18 protein-coding genes and 1 pseudogene are annotated in these 21783 nt (G+C 54.6%); 17 read left to right on the forward strand and 2 right to left on the reverse strand.

Annotated features, from left to right (window positions below):
• Positions 1 to 143: 143 nt before the first annotated feature.
• Both BVK86_RS14040 and BVK86_RS14045 read left to right on the forward strand, forming a co-directional pair.
• On the forward strand, positions 144 to 803 hold the full coding sequence (locus tag BVK86_RS14040) for a carbonic anhydrase (protein ID WP_075946991.1): 660 nt from the start codon (positions 144 to 146) through the stop codon (positions 801 to 803).
• Positions 804 to 821: 18 nt separating this feature from the next.
• Complete coding sequence (locus tag BVK86_RS14045; RefSeq protein ID WP_075946992.1) at positions 822 to 1019, forward strand: hypothetical protein; 198 nt, start codon at positions 822 to 824, stop codon at positions 1017 to 1019.
• A 529-nt stretch (positions 1020 to 1548) separates the two neighbouring features.
• Here the strand turns inward: BVK86_RS14045 and BVK86_RS14050 are convergent.
• The gene (locus BVK86_RS14050) at positions 1549 to 3486 is read right to left on the reverse strand and encodes an LTA synthase family protein (RefSeq protein ID WP_075946993.1); all 1938 of its coding nucleotides are present in this window, start codon (positions 3484 to 3486) and stop codon (positions 1549 to 1551) included.
• A gap of 340 nt (positions 3487 to 3826) precedes the next feature.
• Between BVK86_RS14050 and BVK86_RS14055 the strand changes: the two genes are divergently transcribed.
• The 12 genes and pseudogenes from BVK86_RS14055 to BVK86_RS30145 all read left to right on the forward strand — a co-directional run bounded on the left by BVK86_RS14055 (position 3827) and on the right by BVK86_RS30145 (position 14460).
• A complete protein-coding gene (locus BVK86_RS14055; protein WP_075946994.1) occupies positions 3827 to 4840 on the forward strand; it encodes an iron ABC transporter substrate-binding protein in 1014 nt (337 codons plus the stop codon).
• A 21-nt stretch (positions 4841 to 4861) separates the two neighbouring features.
• Positions 4862 to 6442 (forward strand): ABC transporter permease, encoded by a 1581-nt coding sequence (locus BVK86_RS14060; protein WP_075946995.1) that lies wholly within the window; start codon positions 4862 to 4864, stop codon positions 6440 to 6442.
• Entirely contained in the window at positions 6439 to 7509 is a 1071-nt protein-coding gene (locus tag BVK86_RS14065; protein ID WP_075946996.1) for an ABC transporter ATP-binding protein, read from the forward strand. Before BVK86_RS14060 ends, BVK86_RS14065 begins: the two co-directional genes overlap by 4 nt.
• 79 nt (positions 7510 to 7588) lie before the next feature.
• Positions 7589 to 8275: a response regulator transcription factor gene (locus BVK86_RS14070; RefSeq protein WP_075946997.1), complete on the forward strand. Its 687-nt coding sequence runs from the start codon at positions 7589 to 7591 to the stop codon at positions 8273 to 8275.
• Between the two features lie 99 nt (positions 8276 to 8374).
• Positions 8375 to 9139 (forward strand): COG4705 family protein, encoded by a 765-nt coding sequence (locus BVK86_RS14075; protein ID WP_075946998.1) that lies wholly within the window; start codon positions 8375 to 8377, stop codon positions 9137 to 9139.
• Positions 9140 to 9167: 28 nt separating this feature from the next.
• Positions 9168 to 9602 (forward strand): hypothetical protein, encoded by a 435-nt coding sequence (locus BVK86_RS14080; protein ID WP_075946999.1) that lies wholly within the window; start codon positions 9168 to 9170, stop codon positions 9600 to 9602.
• A 94-nt stretch (positions 9603 to 9696) separates the two neighbouring features.
• Entirely contained in the window at positions 9697 to 10362 is a 666-nt protein-coding gene (locus BVK86_RS14085) for a response regulator (protein WP_075947000.1), read from the forward strand.
• Positions 10338 to 11711, forward strand: coding sequence for an ATP-binding protein (locus BVK86_RS14090; protein ID WP_075947001.1), 1374 nt, complete (start codon positions 10338 to 10340; stop codon positions 11709 to 11711). Before BVK86_RS14085 ends, BVK86_RS14090 begins: the two co-directional genes overlap by 25 nt.
• Before the next feature lie 58 nt (positions 11712 to 11769).
• Positions 11770 to 12210: an EamA family transporter gene (locus BVK86_RS14095; RefSeq protein WP_075947128.1), complete on the forward strand. Its 441-nt coding sequence runs from the start codon at positions 11770 to 11772 to the stop codon at positions 12208 to 12210.
• A gap of 174 nt (positions 12211 to 12384) precedes the next feature.
• Positions 12385 to 12660: a metal/formaldehyde-sensitive transcriptional repressor gene (locus BVK86_RS14100; protein ID WP_075947002.1), complete on the forward strand. Its 276-nt coding sequence runs from the start codon at positions 12385 to 12387 to the stop codon at positions 12658 to 12660.
• A gap of 19 nt (positions 12661 to 12679) precedes the next feature.
• Positions 12680 to 13603: a CDF family Co(II)/Ni(II) efflux transporter DmeF gene (gene dmeF, locus BVK86_RS14105; protein ID WP_075947003.1), complete on the forward strand. Its 924-nt coding sequence runs from the start codon at positions 12680 to 12682 to the stop codon at positions 13601 to 13603.
• 288 nt (positions 13604 to 13891) lie between these two features.
• Positions 13892 to 14460, forward strand: a pseudogene (locus tag BVK86_RS30145) (tyrosine-type recombinase/integrase).
• Between the two features lie 623 nt (positions 14461 to 15083).
• On the opposite strand, the gene BVK86_RS14120 reads toward BVK86_RS30145, so the two are convergent.
• Entirely contained in the window at positions 15084 to 16727 is a 1644-nt protein-coding gene (locus BVK86_RS14120; protein ID WP_075947005.1) for a TnsD family Tn7-like transposition protein, read from the reverse strand.
• Positions 16728 to 17408: 681 nt separating this feature from the next.
• Between BVK86_RS14120 and BVK86_RS14125 the strand changes: the two genes are divergently transcribed.
• Genes BVK86_RS14125 through BVK86_RS29060 form a run of 3 tightly spaced genes read left to right on the forward strand, consistent with a single transcriptional unit; the run spans position 17409 to position 21746 of the window.
• Complete coding sequence (locus BVK86_RS14125) at positions 17409 to 18371, forward strand: PDDEXK family nuclease (protein WP_231977965.1); 963 nt, start codon at positions 17409 to 17411, stop codon at positions 18369 to 18371.
• Positions 18368 to 20401: a transposase gene (locus BVK86_RS14130; RefSeq protein ID WP_075947006.1), complete on the forward strand. Its 2034-nt coding sequence runs from the start codon at positions 18368 to 18370 to the stop codon at positions 20399 to 20401. The genes BVK86_RS14125 and BVK86_RS14130 overlap by 4 nt, the downstream gene beginning before the upstream one ends.
• Complete coding sequence (locus BVK86_RS29060) at positions 20394 to 21746, forward strand: transposase (RefSeq protein ID WP_083659333.1); 1353 nt, start codon at positions 20394 to 20396, stop codon at positions 21744 to 21746. The genes BVK86_RS14130 and BVK86_RS29060 overlap by 8 nt, the downstream gene beginning before the upstream one ends.
• Positions 21747 to 21783: the final 37 nt, after the last annotated feature.

Raw genomic sequence — 21783 nt, forward strand, 5'->3', positions numbered from 1 at the left:
GTTAGCCAATCGTGATAGAGCCTGGGCAGTATCACCAGCGTTAGTACCAATGCGCGCGTGGTTTGCGATAATTGGCGGCCACAGCGGCACGATGGCATATTGAATGCTCGTGCCCTTGTTCGGCATTCGGGTTTGGAGACTTTATGCGTGACATTATTGACGGCTTTCTGCGCTTTCAGCGCGAGGTTTATCCGCAACGCGTCGAGCTATTCAGGCAGCTCGCGACGACACAAAATCCGAAGGCGTTGTTCGTAACCTGCTCGGACAGTCGTGTTGTGCCTGAACTCCTTACACAGCGCGAACCGGGCGAGCTGTTCGTAATTCGCAACGCCGGTAACATTGTGCCGTCGTATGGTCCCGAACCGGGCGGCGTCTCGGCTACCGTCGAATATGCGGTGGCAGTGCTCGGTGTACAGGACATTGTGATCTGCGGCCATTCGGACTGCGGCGCGATGGGCGCGATTTCCCGCTGCACCTGTCTGGACCATCTTCCGGCGGTCGCTAACTGGCTACGTCATTCGGACGCCGCGAAAGCTATTAACGCGGCGTATGAGTTCGACACGCCTCGCGCAAAGCTCGACGGCCTCGTGCGTGAAAACGTGATCGCGCAACTGGCGAATCTTCGTACCCATCCATCGGTGGCCCTCGCGCTCGAGCAGGGCCGCATGAATCTGCACGGCTGGGTCTACGACATCGAGGCGGGTTGCATTGATGCGCTTGATGGCGCGACACGGCAATTCGTTTCACTTGCTGATTCGCCGACCACCGTTGCGATCACTGCGCGCAACGGCAGGCAGATGTAATGGCGAGAGCTAAGAGGGTTGTCGCACTACTTCCGGAATATTTTCGCCCCAGCTAAGGTCAGAGAAGCGGCATTGTTTCTTCCGGACAAGTTGGAAGATCAGCTCTCGAATGACTGCTCGACGGGACTGGCGAACGACCGGAACTGGCCGATTCTGTTGAAAAAGTCGACCATGGTTTCCACGGCAGAAAAGTACGCGCTTGAGATTGAAATCTGAGTTTTGTGCAGAGGGTTCCAGACTCAGATTTCACCCAGTACCATGTAAAAGAGGTGTTTTCGCCCATCAATATTCGAGCGGTTTGGGCAAACCGACTTTTTCAACAGATCGGCCGATTCCTGCCTTCCCGTCACCGGCAGCTATGGGTCGATCGCAGCCGTTCGCGATAGGCAGCAACCGCCCACTAGGAGACATTCGCACATGCCAATGGCTGCGTTGCTTTGCGTATTTAGAGTTGGCTGATTGATGAGTTCATCTGGGGTTGATGAAGATTCGCCAAAATGTTCCAGGCGTCTGTACTTGCGGGAATTAAATAGTAGCTCCAAGCGTACATCAATAAAGTGGACGACGGCACGAGGGTAAGCATGTCGGTCGCCGACCTATCGCCGAATTTTAGTTGCAAGCAATTGAGAGACTACGAATCAGCCGGTACTCGGGTCAGTAATCACTGCTACACAAATGTAGCACCCGTTACCCACGTCAATACCCCGCATCTATAGACAGGCACGGGGCGTGACAACGGGCAGGGCTAATTTTTCTGGGCGTTTTTACTATTGGACCAGTTCAGCAAGCCGTGGGTGAAACCATAACTCGCGACCTGATAATACGTGACCGCACGCACGATGAGTGGGTCTTCGAGTTGAACAGTCACCTCTTGACTGGCGCCCAGCGCGTCATCGTGACGCCGCAACATTCCTCTAGGGCTTAGAATAGCCAGATCTTTACCATCAAACAGACCCAGATGCTGGTAATTACCTACCAGAACGCGGGGCGGCAAGGTGGTAGGTTGAAGCAGATCACGACCAAAAAATGTCGATTCGTAGTTGAGGTTCAACAGGCCGAGAAGAGTTGGAGCCAGATCGATCTGACTCGCCAGCTGATCGTCTTCGCGTGAAGGAACAAGCTTTGGCGCGTATATAAACAAAGGAATTTGGTAATTGCGAATCGGTAGATCTTCCTTGCCCGCACTGCCAGCGGTATGGTCCGCGACAAAGACGAAAATAGTGTCGTCGAACCAAGGCTTTTTTCGCGCGGCTTGAAGAAACTGGCCAATTGCATAGTCAGTGTATTTCACCGCGCCGTCACGCCCATCACCGGATGGAATATCGATCTTGCCTTCAGGGTAAGTGTAAGGACGATGATTGGAGGTGGTCATCAATTGCAGTAGGAAAGCTTTGTTGTTGGCGAAGTTTTCGTCTGCCAGCTTCAGCGTCTGTTGATAGAGGTCTTCGTCCGCCATACCCCAGGCATTTTTGAAATGGATATCAGCTTCATCAATACTGGACTGATCGACAACCCGATAGCCATTGCCGCCGAAGAACGCATTCATATTGTCGAAATAACCACGGCCCCCGTATACGAATACGGTGTCATAGCCTGCGTGATTGAGCTGTTGACCAAGGCTGGCAAAACCGCTTTCACGTCCTACTCGCTTGACAATAGAGCGCCCCGGCGTAGGAGGAATAGACAACGTAATGGCTTCCAGGCCGCGGTCGGTTCTGGTGCCCGTTGCATAAAAGTTGTTGAAGTACAGGCTCTCTTTGCGCAGCTGGTCGAGGTTGGGCGTCAGTTTTCCGGGGTTGCCGTTGCTGCCCATGTACTTGGCGCTGAAGCTTTCGATAGTCACCAGAATAATGTTATGGCGCTGGGTCTTTTCGCCCTGGGTCACAGTACGGCGAACATCCAACGATTCTTTACCGATGAACTGTACATTGTCTTCCGCCAATTCTTTACGGATGTGCTGGCCAACTTCACTTTTCGGTAACGTTCCATAGAACTGAGCGTAGTCCAGTTCGTTATTGCGAAATGCGGCGAAGAATTGGTACGGGCCATTGCTGGCCAGTTCATGTTGATAGGCATTGCCACCTTTACCCCGCGGGGTGTCCTGGTCAACGGCCAACAGTACAACAGCGCTCAAAGCCAGTATCGCCGCAATACTCAGCAAGCGTTGGCGCCAGGAAGGCAACGGGGCAGCAATCACCCGTTGTAGAGGTTTGTGCAGCGCCATACAGATGACCACCGCGATAACCGCTAGGCCGCCAAGTAATTTGCCGATGGGGTAGGACTCCAAGATGTTGTTCAGCACCTCGTCGGAGTACACCAGATAGTCCACGGCGATAAAATTGAAGCGTACGCCGAACTCGTCCCAGAACAGCCATTCAGCCACCGCAGTAAACAACATGGCAAAGACGCTGAGGGTCAGCAGCCCCTGCAAAAACCACGAGTGCGCTCGTGAACCCCATAAGAGCGGTGGGCAAAGCAGCACATACAGGCTCATCGGCAAGGCTGCATATAGCAAAAAGCTCAGGTCGTATAAAAGGCCGATACCAAATATCGACGCGAACGCAGTACCCGCTTCTGAAAGATGAGTGACAAGCAGCACCAGGCGAGTGAGGGAAAATATCACTAGCCAAAGGCTAGTGATCAATAGCAGGAACCGCAGGGGGGCTGAAGCAGGTAACCGCATGAGAAACTCCTTGTTGTGCTCCCTCCTTATTGGAAATTGCTGTGGCTATTGGCCGACAGGTCACTGCATGAGGACGTTCATGTCTTCGGATGCAGTGCGCTGCGACTTATCTGGAGGGGCGGTCACTCTATACTGAAAATCAGAAAAATTTCGTCAAAAGCAGAGAAAGGTCACAAATCAAAGCTGATGCAAAAAATGAGTGATTTATAACCGTTTTTTTGACGTTTTTTTCTCATTTTGCTTCCTACATTCTCCGCACTTCCAAACATGCAAATGATTCGCGTTGAATGCCAGCGAATCCTCCGCGTGAATTCTAAAAAGAGTCAGGAGCTGCATCAGCATGATTTCCCCTATTACCTCGTTCCTCAAAATTACCTTGCTGGCCACCGCGCTACTTGGCATTGGTCAAGTGCATGCGGCTGAGGCTGATGGCATCGTCGTCTACAACGCGCAACACGAAAGCCTGACCAAAGCCTGGATCGACGGCTTCACCAAGGAAACCGGGATCAAAGTCACGGTGCGCAATGGCGACGATACCGAAATGGGCAACCAGCTGGTGCTGGAGGGCGCGGCGTCGCCGGCCGATGTGTTCCTGACCGAGAACTCCCCGGCCATGGTCCTGGTAGACAATGCGGGGCTGTTCGCCCCGGTGGTTCCGACCACCCTGGAACAGGTCGGCGCAGCGTACCGGCCGGCGCATGGCAAATGGGTTGGGATCGCGGCGCGCTCTACCGTGTTTGTCTACAATCCGAGCAAACTGCCGCAAACCCAATTGCCAGAATCCCTGATGGACCTTGCCGGTCCGAAATGGAAAGGTCGCTGGGCCGCTTCGCCGGCCGGTGCGGACTTCCAGGCCATCGTCGCTGCTGTGCTGGAACTCAAGGGCGAAGCCGCCACCTTGGAGTGGCTCAAAGCGATGAAGGCCAACTCCACGGCTTACCGGGGCAACAGCGCGGTGCTCAAAGCGGTCAACGCCGGGCAAATCGACAGCGGCCTGATCTACCACTATTACAGCTTTGGCGATCAGGACAAGACCGGCGAAAACAGCAAGAACACCGCCCTGCACTACTTTAAGCACAAGGATCCGGGGGCATTTGTCAGCGTCTCGGGCGGCGGCGTACTGGCGTCCAGTAAACACCCGGAACAAGCCCAGGCGTTCCTGAAGTGGATCACTGGCAAAAACGGTCAGGAGGTGCTCAAGACCGGTAAGTCGTTCGAATACGCAGTCGGGATAAATGCCGAATCCAACCCGAAACTGGTACCTCTGCAGCAGCTCGACGCACCGACCGTCGACGCGTCGAAGCTCGACAGCAAAAGGGCTGTGGAACTGATGACTCAGGCCGGGCTGCTTTAATTGAAACTTGAAGCATTACCGATGGTTGTGCACACATCGGTATCGCCAAATCTGCGTCGGCGCTCCCGGGGACTCTTCCCTGGGAGCGGGAACGCGTGGGTGGTCGGCCTGGCGGTGCTGGTGGCGCTTTTGGCGTTGCTGCCGATTGCCTGCATCGTTGCAGTATCCTTTCAGACCGGCTGGGAAACGCTCGTACCGCTGGTGTTCCGACCCCGCGTTGGCGAGTTGTTGATTAACACCGTGCTGCTGGTGGTAATCACGATTCCCCTGTGCGTGACGCTCGGGGTGGCGCTGGCCTGGCTCACCGAGCGCACCGATTTGCCCGGACGACGCTGGTGGTCGTTATTGGCGACTGCACCGCTGGCTGTGCCTGCCTTCGTACACAGCTATGCGTGGGTCAGCCTGGTCCCGCCGATTCACGGGCTGCCCGGGGCAGTGCTGGTTTCGGTAATCGCCTACTTCCCGTTTCTGTACCTGCCGGTGGCCGCAACGCTGCGTCGACTCGATCCGGCCATCGAAGACGTTGCCGAATCGCTGGGCCTTGAACCCACGGCGATATTTTTCCGCGTGGTGCTTCCACAGTTGCGCCTGGCCATCTGCGGCGGCGCGTTGTTGGTGGGCCTGCACCTGTTGGCCGAATATGGCCTGTACGCAATGATCCGCTTCGACACTTTCACCACGGCAATCTTTGATCAGTTCAAGTCCACCTTCAACGGGCCTGCCGCCAACATGCTGGCCAGTGTGCTTGTGCTGTGTTGCCTGGTGATGTTGACTGCCGAATCCGCCGCTCGCGGCACGGCGCGTTATGCGCGGGTCGGGTCGGGCAGCGCGCGCGAGCAGCGGGTGGTGCGCCTGAAACCCGCAGCCAGCCTCCTCGCGCTGACACTGCAGGTTACGACCTGCGCGCTGGCGTTAGGCGTGCCATTGCTCATCTTGGGTAACTGGCTGATCGCTGGCGGTACGCAAGTCTGGCAGATGGCGGAGCTACTGCCGGCGCTGCAACAGACCATGATGTTGGGTGTCGCAGGCGCCGCCCTCACCACCTGCGCTTCCATCCCGATTGCCTGGCTGTCGACGCGCTCTCCGGGCCGGTTGCAACGCGTCCTGGAAGGCTGCAACTACATCACCAGCTCGTTGCCGGGGATAGTCGTGGCCCTGGCACTGGTGACCCTCACCATCCATTTCGCCCGGCCCATTTATCAGACGGCAATCACCGTGTTGCTCGCCTATCTACTGATGTTTTTGCCCCGCGCGCTGGTGAGTCTGCGAGCCGGCATTGCACAAGCGCCGGTCGAGCTGGAAAACATCGCCCGCAGCCTCGGCCGCTCACCCGCCCGCGCGTTGTGGCTGACCACTTTGCGTCTGGCCGCTCCTGGGGCTGCCGCTGGCGCCGCACTGGTGTTTTTGGCAATCACTAACGAGCTGACTACCACTTTGTTACTCGCCCCAAATGGAACACGCACTCTGGCCACCGGTTTCTGGGCCCTGACCAGTGAGATTGACTACGCCGCCGCAGCGCCCTACGCCTTGTTGATGATCCTGCTCTCGCTTCCGTTAACCGGACTTCTTTATCACCAATCCAAACGCACGGCTGGCCGATGAACGCTCTTGAAATCCATTGCATTTCCAAGTCGTACGGCGCCCATCAAGCGCTACAATGCATCAACCTGTCGGTACCATCGGGCAGTCGGACGGTGATCGTCGGCCCGTCCGGCTCCGGTAAGACCACCCTGCTACGGATGATTGCCGGCTTCGAATTTCCCGACACTGGCCGCTTGTCATTCAATGGTCAAACGCTCGTCGACGAGACCCATGAAGTGCCCGCGCATCAGCGCTTGATTGGCTATGTACCCCAGGACGGGGCCCTATTCCCGCACATGACGGTGGCGGCCAACATAGGTTTTGGGCTTTCGGGCAAGCGCGCGGTTAGACACGAGCGGATCGCCGAGCTGATGGACAGCGTGGCCCTGGATGCGAACATGGCCAACCGCTGGCCCCATGAACTCTCCGGCGGCCAGCAACAGCGCGTGGCGCTGGCACGAGCCTTGGCGCAGCAACCGCGTTTGATGTTGCTCGACGAGCCGTTTTCCGCCCTCGACACCGGCCTGCGGGCCACCATGCGTAAATTGGTCGGGCGGCTGCTGGCCGATGCTGGCATCACTACCATTCTGGTCACCCATGACCAGAGCGAGGCATTGTCGTTCGCCGACCAGCTGGCGGTAATGCGCCAGGGCCGGCTGGTGCAGTCTGGCGATCCGCAGGATCTGTACCGCTACCCCGAAGATGAACACACCGCACTGTTTCTCGGCGAAGCCGTGGTCATGCCCGCCAGAATCGAAGCCGGCTGGGCCCATTGCGACCTGGGCCGGGTACTGGTCAACAACCACCGGAACAACAGTTCAGCAACGATCATGCTGCGCCCCGAACAACTGCATCTGGTCGACGTACGCTCCGCGTCCGACGGAGCTCATGGATGTCGCGCCGTTGTGACCGAGCGCGACTTCAGCGGCAATTCGTGCACATTGACGGTAGAGCTGCAGCCATCGCCTGAGGGCGAGCTGCCAGGTCGATCGCTGATGGTGCGCAGTTCGGGCCTTTACGCACCGCCCGCCGGCAGTGTGGTGCATGTCTCGGCCATGGGGCATGCGCATGTCCTGAGCCGGTCCTGATCTCGATGCGCGGGCTTACCGACATGATGTATCAACCGCATGTTTTGTTTAACTTGCTCAATCGCCTGAAGGCTATGCCATGGACATTTTGATTATCGAGGACAATCACGACATTCATGACAATCTGATGGAGTTTTTCGCGCTCAAGGGTCATGACGTCGAAGGGGCACTTGATGGACTCAGCGGGCTTCATCTGGCCGCTTCGAAAAACTTCGACGCGATTGTTCTGGATGTCATGCTCCCGGGCATCGATGGTAATCAGATTTGCAGAAGCCTGCGTCAAAACTCAAAATCTGACATTGCGATCATCATGTTAAGTGCGCGTGATCAACTGGAAGATCGTTTACTCGGTTTCAAGGTAGGCGCGGATGACTACGTAACCAAGCCTTTTGCCATGTCCGAAATACTTGCGAGAATCGAAGCAATAGTAACGCGGCGTGTAGGCAAGGTTAATCGGACCATGGTTGTCGCCGACCTGCTGTTCGATCTGGATACCATGGAGGTTTCCCGCGCCGGAACAACCATCAAGCTGAACCCTACCTGCATGAAGCTGTTGGAAATGCTTATGCGCAGAAGCCCGCATGTTGTCAAACGGACCGAATTGGAAGATCTGATCTGGGGAGGACATCGCACCGCTAGCGACAGCCTTCGCAGTAACATTCATATGTTGAGACGGGCTTTGGATAAACCCTTTGACGAACCACTACTGCAGACTGTGCATGGGATCGGGTACAAGCTGTGCGCTTTGAACAATACGCGTCAATAGTCCTCGAGGCGACTTGCCTCTCCTCAGGCTCATCTAAGTCTCGCCAGGTAACTTCTGTTCTGCGCACATTCCGCGCTGCTCAGCAGAGGGTATCCGCCGATGAAATCTGCAACAACGGGCTGGCTCAACAAGGTCCCGCAGGTGACCCTGTCATTCTGGATAATCAAGATCCTGTCCACGACCGTGGGGGAAACAGGCGCCGACTTTCTAACCGTCGATGCCGGTTTCGGCGTGGGACCGACCAGCATCGGTATGGGAGTGTTTCTGGCGGTCGCACTGTTCTGGCAAATGCGCACCAGGGCCTTAACGCCCTGGATCTATTGGCTGACGGTGGTATTGGTGAGCATCGTCGGCACCCAGATCACCGACATTCTGACCGACATATTGGACGTGAGCCTATACGCCAGCACGGCCGTATTTTCCATCTTGCTGGCGATCAACTTCCTGGTCTGGTACTGGGTGGAACACAGCCTGTCGATACGCGAAATTGTCACCCCGCGACGGGAGTTGTTCTACTGGGTGACAGTGCTCTGCACCTTTGCCCTTGGCACCGCTGCCGGTGACCTGGCTACCGAAGCGCTGGGGCTGGGATTTACCCTCGGCGCCGTGATTTTCGCTGCCCTGATCGCTGCCACCTTGATGGCCTGGCGCATGGGCTGCAGCAGCGTACTGACGTTCTGGATCGCCTACATCCTGACCCGTCCATTTGGCGCCTCCCTCGGCGACCTGCTGACCCAGGCCAAGACCTATGGGGGCCTGGGAATGGGTGCCACCTGGACCAGCGCGATCTTCCTGTGCGTGATTGTCATGCTGGTTGCCGTAGCGCAAATCAGCGTCGTCAAGCGTAAAGCCGCCATTCAGTAAACATCCCGAAGCCACTCTAGGAACCGTCATGGGCCAGATTCAGACCATCATTCGTCACATAGCCATCGTTGCGTCCGTCTTTTTGCTCGGCATTGCCGCCGGTTGCTCGAAGCCCGCAGACAAACCCAATACGGGCGCATCGTCAGGCCCGGTCACTTCACAACCTCAATCGGGCTCCAAACTGGGCGACCTTTCCGAGTTCCGCACTATTGCAACCGACGTTTCCACCCTCGTCGATAAAAATGACCTGACGGGCGCCAGAGCTCGGATCAAATCTCTGGAGACCGCCTGGGACTCCGCCGAAGCAGGGATCAAACCCCGTGCGGCAGGCGACTGGCATGTGGTGGACAAGGCGATCGACCACGCACTCGATGCCTTGCGCGCCAAAGATCCGCAGCAGAGCGAATGCAAGGCCAGAATGAAGGAACTGTTGAATGCCTTCGATTCGATGAAGAGCCAGTAGTACAGCGCTGACACAGCACCGGACAAACGCTTGAGCAAGTGCTTCAATACAAGCGCGACAGCCAGGGCCGTCGCGCTTTTTTCTGGAGCGGGAAATGCGGATATTGCTGGTCGAAGACGACCCGATGATCGGAGACGCAGTCCAGGGCGCCCTGAATGATGCGAGTTATGCCACTGACTGGGTGACTAACGGTCTCACGGCGCTTGCAACACTGGACACCCAACACTATGACTTGGTGCTGCTGGACCTCGGGCTTCCCGGCAAGGATGGGTTGGATGTACTCGACAGCATCCGCCGGCGCAACAACGCTGTGCCACTGCTGATCGTCACCGCACGAGAAGGCCTGGATGATCGCCTGCGAGGCCTCGACGGCGGCGCTGATGACTACCTGCTCAAACCCTTCGCCATGGCGGAACTCCTGGCCCGTATACGCGCAGTGTTGCGCCGCAAAGGTGGCAATGCGTTATCCATGCTGGACAACGGCGTGGTGACGCTGGACCTGATTTCCAAAGAAGCCACCGTGGAAGGCAGTCCCGCAATCCAGCTGTCCAGTCGTGAATTCGCCCTGCTCCAGGCGCTGTTGATCCGCCCAGGCGCCATTCTATCGCGCAGCGAACTCGAAGACCGCCTCTACGGCTGGGGTAATGAAGTGGAAAGCAACGCGGTGGAATTCCTGATTCACGCCTTGCGACGCAAGCTGGGCAGCCATGTCATCAAGAACGTCAGAGGTATGGGATGGATGGTTTCAAAAAACTGTTGAGGGATTCGGTTCAATTACGCCTGTCCATGACGCTGTCCCTGGCCATCCTGATCGTTGCGTTGATGGCCGGGATTTTTGCTTTCGTCTCAGCAATCAACGAAGCTCACGAAATGCAGGACGATACCTTGCGTCAGGTGGCGGTCCTGTTTGATCGACAACAGATGACCTTGCACTATCCCGCGGCTCAGGAAGTCGAGGGTGACAACGAAGAATCCAGGGTCATCGTGCAGTACCTGATCGACGGCAGCCAGGCCATCGGCCACGATGACAGTTCAATGCCATTACCTTTCCCCACAACCCTCGCCAATGGACTATCAACGCAGAATGTCGCGGGCGAAGATTTTCGTGTATTGGTCAGGACCACGTCCCGCGGTGAACGTATCGTGGTCGCTCAGGAAACCGATGCGCGCAATAAGGAGGCTCGCGAGAGCGCCTGGAGGAGTTCGCTACCTTTTCTCATCCTGTTCCCCGTGTTGCTGCTGGTGGTCGGCGATCTGGTGCGCAAGCTTTTCCGCCCCATCGCTACCCTCTCGGCTGAAATCGATCAACGCGATGATCAGGCGCTTTACCCTGTCGACGAGCGCCATTTGCCAACCGAGATCCGTCCTTTCGTCGTTGCCATCAATCGCTTGCTCGCACGCGTTGCGTTGTCCATGGAAAACCAGCGTCGCTTCATTGCCGACGCTGCCCACGAACTACGTTCGCCCATGGCCGCCCTGTCTCTGCAAGCCGAACGGCTGGCTGCCACGCAGATGCCGGAGCCTGCTCGTCAGCGCTTGCTACCGCTATCCCGGGGAATAGAGCGCAGCAGAAATCTGATCCATCAGTTGCTGGCACTTGCTGCCGCGCAATCGAACACTGATCGGCTACAGACTGCCGTTTCAGTCCATGCGGTCTATCGACGAGTGCTGGAGGATTTACTGCCGCTGGCAGAACGCAAACACATCGATATCGGCGTAGAGAGTATCGAGGACGTACAGGTCATCATCAACGAAATGGATTTGTTGATTCTGGTTAAAAACCTGGTGGATAACGCGATCCGTTATACCCCCCAAGGCGGACGAATTGACCTTTCGGTTGAGCGGATACAAGAGACTACGATCCTTCGGATAAAAGATTCGGGCCCGGGTATTGTGGTAGACGAGCACACGCGGGTGTTCGATCCGTTTTACCGAAGTTTGGGAACCGATGAAACAGGCTCCGGCTTGGGCCTGTCGATCGTCAAGGCGATAGCGGAGCGCACCGGAGCCCGCGTTCAGTTAGGTTTCTCGAACGAGGCACAGCAGAGCGGTTTGCGTGTTTCGATAAGCTTGCAAAAAGCAAATGCTGCGGACCCCGCGCACGACTGAGTTGGATTTCCTCGGCGTGCGCTGCACTGCGATCCCCTTCACCTTCAGGCTGACTTCAATGGGTACGTCGTTATTTTCATCGTGGGTATTCTGGGCACTGCTGTCCGCACTGTTCGCTGCATTGACGGCTATTTTTGGCAAAATTGGCATTGTCGGCATCAACTCTGACTTCGCCACCCTGATACGCACCGTGGTGGTTTTACTCAGCCTGGCGCTGATCGTGTACGCGACCGGACAATACCAGGCCCTTGGCACGATATCGGCGCGCAGCTATGTTTTCCTGATCCTGTCTGGCTTGGCGACCGGGGCTTCGTGGATGTGTTACTACCGCGCTCTGCACCTCGGACAAGCATCCCTGGTTGCCCCGGTAGACAAACTCAGCGTGGTACTTGTCGCCATACTGGGAGTGACCCTACTGGGAGAAAAGCTCGATATTCGCCAGTGGATGGGCATCAGCATGATTACCTTCGGTGTGGTGACGCTTGCATGGCGTCGATAGCGGTAGCGGTGCTTCAGTAGTGGTGGAGTGTTCGCCATGTCCGGTGGTGTAACGCGAAGGCTGGAATCTGAAAGCTTTTCCTATCACAGATATAGATGATCCATTCATCCAGAGACGTTGTATAGGTATAGGGGGTATGCCTATTATCTCGAATACATAGTTAAGGAGTATTCAATGGGTCATATCGCAGCGAACAAAAACGATCTTATCAAGCGCGTAAAACGTATCGCCGGACAAATTCAAGCAGTTGAGCGCGCATTAGAATCGGATCTCGATTGCGCCAAGACACTGCACCTTGTGGCCGCCACTCGCGGAGCCATCAACGGCTTGATGGAGGAAATCATCGAGGACCATGCGCGGGAGCATGTCGCGAACCCTGCTCTGAGCGAAGAAGAGCGTAACAAGGGCGTCGAAGAGCTCCTTGAAGCCATTCGCCGTTACTCCAAGTGACGCATCCAGGTACACACTCATGACTAGCACGCACATCAACCACACACATGACCACGTGTTCCTCGGCGCAGCGCACGACGAAAATGCCAAGCGTACGCTTTGGGTTGTGGCACTGACCGTTGTGATGATGATTGGCGAGATCACCGCCGGCTATATCACTGGCTCGATGGCACTATTGGCCGATGGTTTTCATATGGCAACCCATGCCGGCGCATTAGGCATCGCGGCGGCCGCATACGGATACGCGAAACGCCACGCTTCCAGCCATCGATACAGTTTTGGGACTGGAAAAGTCGGAGACTTGGGCGGATTCGCTTCGGCGCTGATTCTCGGTATGGTTTCTCTTGGCATTGGCGTTGAGTCTGTCATGCGTCTCTTGCAGCCAACGGAAGTTCAGTTTGGTACCGCTACGCTTATCGCGATTGCCGGTTTGATCGTCAACATAGTCAGTGCCCTGCTGCTGGGCCACGGGCACAGTCATGCACACGATCATGATGATCATGGCCATACCCATGCTCATCATGGGAACGACAACAATCTGAAATCGGCTTACGTACACGTCATCGCAGACGCGCTGACATCGGTCCTGGCAATCGCTGCACTGCTTGCGGGCCGATATCTCGGCTGGGTATGGCTGGACCCGGTCATGGGCATCGTCGGCGCCGTCGTTATCGCGCGTTGGGCATGGACCTTGATGGGAGTCACCGCAGGTGTACTGCTGGATCAAACAGATGCGCACGTTGCCGAGGAAATCCGCGAACTGGTTGAGAAACCGGGGGATGCTACCATCACGGACTTGCACGTTTGGCGAGTTGGACCGCAAGCGCATGCGGCTATTGTCAGCGTGCTGGGTCAGGCGGGTGTGGACGCCGACAGCATTCGTGAATGTCTCAAGCCGGTTCACGAAGTTAGCCATCTGACCGTCGAATTTCGACCGGCCTGATTAGCGAATCCCCACCATTCTAAGGAACGTGTGATGCCTCTAGGGAAACGTGAACTGGCGCGAATAGAACATCGGTTGATGACCGCTCTGACCGAAGCGTGAAAAACAGCAAACGCTGAAATTAAAGGCTTTACCTGGCTCACCCATACTGCTGACCTGAACGCGCCTGCCTGTAAGCTGAAGATGATCTGAGACCGCTTTGGGTCGAAATCGGTCGTTCTCCACCAATTGCGATTAACCGGCAATTGCCCGACACGCTACCACTGTCATCAGTCTTGAAGAGGACAAATGCATATTAATATAGGCCAGAAATCACCTCTTCGCCTGCGCGCTATTCGGGGCATCAGGATCAGACTTGAGCTCGCCCATAATGTGAGAGACCTAGCGCTTTTCGATCTAGCAATCGACAGCAAGCTACGTGCAAGTGATCTGACAAAAATACGTGTTCGTGATGTCGCCCATGGGAGTGATGTCGCGGCTAGGGCAATGGTCATGCAGTAAAAAACACAGAGGCCTGTACAGTTCGAGATCACCGCACAGACGCGGCATACTGTTGAAAGCTGGATTGGACACGCTCGGCTCAGAAGTGAAGACTTTTTGTTTTCGAATCGAATCAGTACGGCGGACCATCTCTCCACGCGTCAGTACTGCCGCATCGTTAGGGCCTGGATAACTCCATTGGGCTCGACCCTGTACCTTATGGTACCCATACGATGCGTCGAACCAAGGCATCGCTGATCCATCGAAGAACAAAAAATATCAGGGCAGTTCAGATACTGCTATGCCACACCAAGCTCGAAGGCACAGTCAGATATCTCAGCATTGAAGTAGTCGACGCTCTGGGAATGGCGAAGTAGGCGGAAGTGTAATCATTGGGATAGCGACGAGGCAGTCTACTTCGTCGCTATCTACCGAACCTAGCGCTATGACTTCGCGTCAACGTCACGATCTGGCTCCAGCACTATCGCCCCGTCGACAAACTTAATGCGCAAAGAATCACCGAGACCGATGCTCATTGCTTTGAGTACGTCTGGAGGGATTTCGATGATTATCTCACCGCTCCCATCGCCTGGATCCTGGCAGACTACAGTTGTTCGCATTGTCTCACTCATCGGACACTTGCTCCACACTCGGCTGGCCCAGATGACAGCCTACACCGTCGGATGAATGAGCGGCCGCTATTGAATAGCTGCTATTGGCTGATTCTGTTGAAAAATCGAACGCGATTTTCAAGGCAGAAAGGTATGCGTATGAGTTTGAAACTTGAATGCCGCAAAGGGGCATTCGGACACAGATTTCAAGTAGCAACGCGCAAAAACAGACGCAGCGTTGTAGGAGATCCTTGAGAAGAACCGGCGTGCTGATATGCCTCGCAGCTAAGGTATAAAGCCCGCAGAAAGGTGATTTTTTTTCGAACCACCCGGCTGTGGAATGACGCTGGAGGCAGAGGTCGTAGACTTCTAGTTTGGACAACCTTTAGCTATCTACGCTTGGATGCGTTGATGGCCTCTATGTAGTCGAGGAAATCTTTCGGCTTGGAGCGGCCCAACACCGTAGACAAGTATGCTCTGGATTCGTGGTATTGGTCCCGATTTTCCAGGCAAGTCGAGAGCATGGGGATCATGGCGCACAGCTGGGCCATTGTGACCGCACCGCGCTGCGGTAAAGCGATCGACTCGAACGCCGTTCGTAACATGCTCAGTAGCCGATAATCCCGGGCCTCCCAGTCAACATGGGGCTTGTTCACGTGCGCAGGTTTGGAGAAGGTTTGCGCTTCAGCTATCAGCCAGTCTTTGTCGTTTCGGTAAAGCCAGGCGTAGAGAGGGGGCATTGTGTTCCTCAAAGCCTGGACTCCCAGCTCAGGATACAAACCGTGCAGGTTTTGCCACTGACTTCTGTGCTCATCAATCTCGCGGCGATGCCTAGCTTTAAGTGCTGCGGCATAGGTCGCTGGATGGGCACGTAGCAGCTTATTGATCGTGGAGACTGTGATTTGAAACTCTTCACAAAGCACCTGTTTCGATACGCCCTCAGCCAGTTTTGACAGCAGATCCTCTCTGAGCTGGCCTTTTAGTCGTTTGGGCCTGAGAGCGTTTTTGGCAGGAGCCCCAGAGCTTGATAGCGAGACTCGCCTGTCAGGAGCCCGCGATGGAGTGCTTTCCACTTTCTGGGCTGATCTGGCCACTTCAACCTTATAGGCCTCTAGGAACGAGCGCAGATCATCAAATAGCCAATCAATCAGAACCAGATGTTTCAGAGGATGAATGCTTCTGCGGGGGGAACGGACGAGCTGGTTTACAAAAGACTCCGAGCCTTTTTTGTCTGCCGGCAATGATTCAAAAAGATGAAAGCGGCGAAGCGGCTCTGTTCGCTCGAACAGTGACGCAGCTCTGCTCCCTTGAAGTACAGCTGTTCGATAGGCTGCGGCGACGGCGTAAGGTTCGAAAAACGTCGCTCGTCCGATGGCCGCAAGGTCGATGACATTGTCCGCCAAGGCCAAAAAAACTGGACGTGACCAGAGTTTCTGGGATGAGGCCTGTTCGATCAAGAATTTCTCGGCAGGTAGCGACCATTCAAACCGACCCGACCACCGTCTACTTTTGGTGGACGCCATGAGCCAAGCTTGATGGCGTGGACAGATCAGCACACCTGGATATTGGTGTGTGAGGTGCCAGTACGCTATGCCATGGACGTGCACATCCTCGCGCATACAGTACGGACATGCTTTCAATGGGTGTTCAGCGCCAAAGCCACTCGATACCAGGCCAAGTCGATATTTAATTGAGTCAATGCGATCGCTTTTTGCAGTTATTATCGCGTCTTCAATTTTAACTTCATTTTGAAATGGAACGAATAAAGAAAATATTGTGTGATTAAGAAGAATAGATTCCGCAGTGCCCCAGTACCCGAACCCCGTTGTTTCTAACGCTGCAATTCCACAGGGAATATCATGTTTTATAAATTGTTGGCGCAGGCCCAACACAGCGATGGATGTCGTTGCAGGGCTTAAGTTACCCATCACCAGATGCTGTCGACTGCATAAGCTGAACAGTGTTTCGTCGGGTAGCCAGTCCAGCCGAGGGAATGGGCCTTCTACCCTTTCCTGATCTGAAGCGGCGCTCATGCGGCCTCCTAGTCGGGGTCCGAGGAAATTAGTATAGCGGCCGGCAACTGATGCTTCGCATCCATTCCGCCTTAACGGCGGATGGTTATGCGCGAATCAGAGGTCCCATAACTGATGGAATCTACCACCTGTTTTTTATTTCTTTATCATCTAGACAGACTGGTTTTTGGCTCTCCAAGCACCGAAAATACTGGAGTTTCAGCATAAATCCGCCGGCGGCGGCGGAACTTAGCTTATTTATTCCAGTTGTCAGTTGCCATTTTTCGGCGGTACCATGCTGCGTTAAGTAACGGTTACGAAAGGCGCAAGTTCTGCCTAATTAGCGTAGAGGTAGCTGCCAAGGTGCAGCCAGCTGAAATTAGATAGTTGCCGGCCTATTAATCAGGCCTGAGGAAAACAACATGGAAACTGGATAGAAAACCCAGGAGCCAGATAGACAAAGGCCCAAGTGTGACCTTGGGCCTCTGAGGATAAGTCAGCTTTCGACTCCTGACGAATCCATTGTCCATTCACTAGCGTAGGGCGTCAAGCCCTGCACGGCTCCGCTCATCCCGAGAAAAGTAAATTGCGCGTGGTGTAGCCCTCGGCGTGCCAATGCGCTATTGGACTGCTTATTCATCCGATACAGGTGGACTGTTATACGTTGCCTGCTAACGATTGAATGGACGATGGATAAAATTAGTGAATCTTAAAAAATCGTTATTTCGCATTATAGGTCGACAAGGCCGCTTCAAGTGGGGAGATAACTACTTAGCCGGAATTTACGCAGTTCCTAGTGAAGCTCCCAAGGGCTCTCGTATTTGCCGCCTTAATAGCAGGAAGCTTGTCCGGGCACTGCATCTTCTTTCTACACCTGAAAGGATCTTTGCTCAACTAGCTCTTTATAATCCCGATGTATTTGAGTTACACGAGCAGAAAATGCTCAACCCAATTCCATACGTTCATCCACTTCAAGGGCACCCCTTAGCTGCCGGACTGGAACTTCTGCCAGTCAAGGGAACATCATTAATAGCAGAGGAAATCGGGCTTAAACACGCGACCGTAGTCGTGACATACGGTGATGGTGAACGCCAGAGGGTTCCCCACCCCTACCTGGGCGATCTGCTTCTCTATATTCAACCGCAAGGCTCAGTCCCCTACGCTGTGAATTGGACAGTGAAGTTGAGTGCGATGGATTTTGATGAGGTCGCTCGTGGAAGCTTGAAGAGCCTAGCGAAACAGAAAGAAGACCGCGAGAAAGCTCGCTTGCGGCATGCCTTGGAGGAGGCGTACTACCATAGTGCAGGTATCAGGACTGTGAGGGTTTCTAGGGACCTGCTGGATCCAGTCTTGGTGACCAACTTGGATCTTCTATATGGCTATCATGATCGCGAAATCAGCCTCGAATCTAATCTTCTCGAGGACTTTGCTCACGACGTCGGTGACTGTGTCGCTCATGGGAGGCCGGTAGCGTCTGTTGCCTTAACGTATGGAAAGCGGTGGGGGCGGCGTGATCTGTTTCTGACGAAGATCTACAAAGACATATGGGAGCGTAAGCTACGGGTCAGTTTGTTTGAGCCGATTCTTATCGATCATCCATTGGTGACGGATGCGCCGGATGTTCTGCAAGTCTATGGCTCACTTTTTGCTGGATTGCCCGAATGATCACTGGCTCCAAGCTGAAAGCACCTGAGGGATTCAAAGGGCTGACGAAGGATGTCGAATACTATTTCCTTGCAAGTGACGGCAAGGCAAACAGGGCGCGCCTTGTATTTTTTGATGAAAAAGGCACCACTGCGAGCTTGCTAACGTTTTCCCGGCCTGAATTTGATCTGGCGTTGACCAATGGTGATCTTGTGGAATGTGGCAGTGACCCCACACCTCCCTGGTTGAAAGGCATCAGCGGTACTTCTGTAGACCAATTGGAAAAAGATCGAGTCAGACCGACAAAAAGCTACGATGAAATGGTCAACAACCGTTACCTCGCCATAGCTAATTTGGTAGAAAATTCGGAGGATATCCTCTCGAGCGATAGGCCCGAATCGGTTATTAACGCCCATGCCGATCAGCTGTCACCTAAGCAGGTCGGCGCCCGGTTGAGGTTTTGGTTTTTTACCTATCTGGTGTTCGGCCGCTCGAAATGGGCGCTTATGCCCAAATTCGACCGCTGCGGGAAAGGCAAAAGGGTACAGGCAGCAGACGGGAAAATATTGGGAAGGCCGCCTAAGTCGGGACTCAAATCCCGATTCCCTGCTACGCCCGAAATGCAGGCTTCTATCATAAACGGATTCATTAAATATAATGATAAAACCAAATCTGACGCTGAGATTTTTGGTGACGTGCTGGTGGGTGAGTTCGGTTGTGTTCCTTTAACAACCTCGAAAGGAAAAAAGAAGTTCTATCAACCCGAAGGTAAGCCATTTCCCACGAAAGGACAGTACGACTATTATCTTGGTCAGGTGATAAGCACCAAGGCGTATAGGAAAGCACGTAGAGGTCCGAGCGGGGCTCGAGCGAAGTCCGGTTTTATTGGAAGCTTTTCTCATGACTTGGTCAATGTAAACCAACTTGTTGAGTTTGATGGTTACAACCCCAAAGGCAAGATATCTGGCTTGCTAGAAGGTTCCGCTATGGATTCAGCCTGTGTGGTTCGAGGAGTCTGTGGCCTGTCTGGAGCCGTCGTCGCCTTGGGATTCTCCGAAAACAAGGAAAACATGGAAGCTTATCGCATGGCCCTGTTTTCGATGGCCATTAGGAAGGTCAAATTTGCCTCGTTGTTCGGATTGACGATTAGAGAGGAGGAATGGCCCACTTACGGTCTGCCACAAAACATCGTCTTCGACCGTGGGCCCGGCTCTACCATGGGCGTACCGATCCGTTCAGAAGCAGTCGCTCGTGGCGAAATGATGAGTTGGTTATCCAGGCTTGAGCTGACTCCTACCCACTCGGGTCAGTCGAAAGCGACGGTTGAATCGTCACACCCTCGGACCAAGTCTGACAATGATCAGCCAACACATTTTCATAGCTCGCTCAACTTTGTCGAGATGTCCAAGCGGCATATTCTTCAAGCTATTTACGATAACCATGCTTCAGATGCTGAAGGGAAGATGACGCCTGAGATGTTGGAGGGGGGCTTCAGTCCAACCCCACATAATATTTACAAGTTCTATAGTGATCTTGGTTACGATGCGGGGACGGAGGTTAGTTTTGACTACGCCGTGAGAGAATTCCTGACTCCTCATCCGGCGCACATAAAAAGGAGTGGGGTTTATTTTTATGGCCGCAAGTACAACTCTTCAAAGCTAATTGATACCGAAGTTTTTGACAGGATTGCGCTCAATGGCCAGATATCTGTCACAGCTTATGTGATGACCATGTGTGTCAGACATATCTGGATCGAGTTAGAAGGCGTCTTGTATGAACTCGACTTTGTAAAGCCGGCGAGCGTCCATCCCAGCAGTGTCGATATTTCGCTGTCGGATCTTCAAGTGCTCAATGAGAATCGGCTGCGCGGGAAGGCTCAGCTTCGTGAAGAACAGCCCGCGATCCTCCAGGATCGCAATGCCCAGTTTCTTCACGCAACAGGCAAAGCCTGGGACAGTGGTACCCGCAGGCTGGGACGTCCTGCGAAGGGCGGAGCGGCCGAGCGTGATGCCGCTGACCAGAAGCGGTTGATGGGGAAAGGCCATGACTAACATCTTTTCCACGCGATTTGACGGACCGGACACGCTGGCTGATATCCAGCGGTTGGTTACAGTGCATCCTGATCCGGTGACCGGTCTTGAGGAGTTGAGCCCCGCATTGGCCGCTGAACGTTTGTCTGAGGCCCTCAAGACGATTTTCCTTCCCAACCAGTTTTCTTTGGACTTCATCAAAGACAGCGTTGATCGTGCGCGCAGCTTTTCGGCCGAGAGTTTTTCCACTGACCAGCAATATCAGCGGCGGCTATATCACCCCCCCGAGGATGAGGCGTTTCCTATATGCCTCACCGGCCTTGCTGGCGTTGGGAAGAGCCAAACTATCAGTGGGCTGAAGAAGGTAATGCCTGGACCTGCACCTTATGCATCCGTCCATTACCATGAACCACATACCTTAATCTCGTACTGGTACGCCAGCGCAAGGGGTAAGGCTGGCGGCAGGCAGTTGTTAGAAGACTTCCTCGGCGGCGACGCGACAGGAGTTAGAGCGAACACATCAAAGCTGCTGACGGAGTGCCGGCGTAGGGTCAATCGTGACGGTGTGTCACTAATGATGCTCGAAGAGATGCAGCATCAGAGCACTGGTCAAGGCGTAGCCCGGGTCACCGATATCCTCCTCACCATGGCAGGGCTTGGGGTCCCGATGGTCTATGTGGCGAACTACAGCTTGGGTCACAAATTGCTGACAAGGAATAGTGAGGATAAGCAACGGCTTCTTTCCGAGCCCCGCGTAATGCTGCCGGACCATCCTGACTCGAAGGCTTGGGAGGAATATGTTCGAGAATGCATCCGGGTGAGCGGACGGCGCGTATCTGCAGATCCAGCCGCCCTTATACATGAGCTGTATCGCTGGACGTTCGGTATAAAGCGTCTGGCGGTCCAACTGATCAAGGTGGCGTATTTAGAAGCCCGGGCGGCCCGTCGCCATACGATTACTTTGGAGGACGTCAACAATGCATACCTTTCAGCCTCTTACTCCAGCAGTAGGGACGATGTCGAGGAGCTAATTCGCATCAGCGTTCATAAGAATAAAACCGGAGCCAGGCCTGACCTTCGTTGTCCGTTCCCGGTGCCGGTGCCATCAAACGTCTTGAGCTTCAGCAAGGAAGATCGTGCTGCACGGGTGAGCGAGAGGGCTTTTGTGTCATCCCTGACAGCCGAAGAGCTTAAGACTTTCAAGCAGCTCCATCCGCCAGGATCACCTTCCAACCCATCTTCGAAGCCCGAACGTGAGAAGAAACCAGCCTTACCCAAGCAAACTCGGGAGGGCTTGGAGGATGCATACAACCGACTGCTATTCGAATCCAAAGGGTCGACTAAGCCGCGAGGGCCTGCAAAGTAAGTGGGATGAAAGCATGAGCACATCCTGCTGAGCTGCT

It is taken from the genome of Pseudomonas reinekei (assembly GCF_001945365.1).
GTDB classification, from domain to species: Bacteria; Pseudomonadota; Gammaproteobacteria; order Pseudomonadales; family Pseudomonadaceae; genus Aquipseudomonas; species Aquipseudomonas reinekei.